The following is a 685-nucleotide window of genomic DNA, read 5'->3' on the forward strand; positions in this document are numbered from 1 at the left end:
CGGGCAGCGCGCCGGCGTGCTGGGGGCGGTGGCGCTGGCCATCGGGCACGTGCTCTCGCCCGAAGCGATTGAAGCGGCCGCGTCGGCCTGACTGCGAAGTTATCGCTTCGTAACGGAGCGGGCGTCCCGTCCTTGTCTTTCCGCGGCTAGCGTGGGACAAACATCTTTCGAGGGGGCAGGGCATCATGCGCACATTGACCACGATGGCTGCCGGTGGCGCCGTCCTGCTAGCGCTCGCCGGTTGCGCCGGGTCGACGTCCGGGATCGGGGCGCTGGAGGCTCCCGCCGGCCCGGACGACAAGCTGGCGGGTGGTGCCGAGGTCCTGCGCGTGGCGCCCGGCAGCGTCCGGTCGTTGGCGGAAACGGGCGGCTTCGCCTTCTATGCCGCAGTCCCGGACAACCCGGCGGACCGCGGCGTGTGCGTGATCATCGTGGAGGTGGGGGCTTCCGGGGCGGCGAGCGGCTGCGGCGGTACGGGGCCGGAGCCGGTCGAACTCGGCACGGCCGGGGTGGTAGCCAAGCTAATCCAGGACAACTACGACGCCGCCAAGGACCTGGCCGAGGGCTGGGAGCAGCTGCACCCGAACCTGCTGGTCCGCGGGCTCTGACTGGCTCCGGCGGCGTACGGCGGCGCCGGCGGCGTGCGTCGGGTCTGGGGGTCGGCGGCGTGCGGCGGCGCCCGGTC

Annotated in this window: 1 protein-coding gene; it reads left to right on the forward strand. The window is 73.1% G+C overall.

What is annotated here, in order from left to right; genetic code table 11:
• The first annotated feature begins 185 nt into the window (after positions 1-185).
• Entirely contained in the window at positions 186-608 is a 423-nt protein-coding gene (locus tag AC5RV2_RS18765) for a hypothetical protein (RefSeq protein ID WP_494093585.1), read from the forward strand.
• The last annotated feature ends 77 nt before the right edge of the window (positions 609-685 follow it).

The organism is Arthrobacter sp. Y3225116 (genome assembly GCF_059091245.1).

Excerpts from the sequence above, each read along its gene's own strand:
- AC5RV2_RS18765 (WP_494093585.1), top strand. The coding sequence starts at position 186 with ATGCGCACATTGACCACGATGGCTGCCGGTGGCGCCGTCCTGCTAGCG.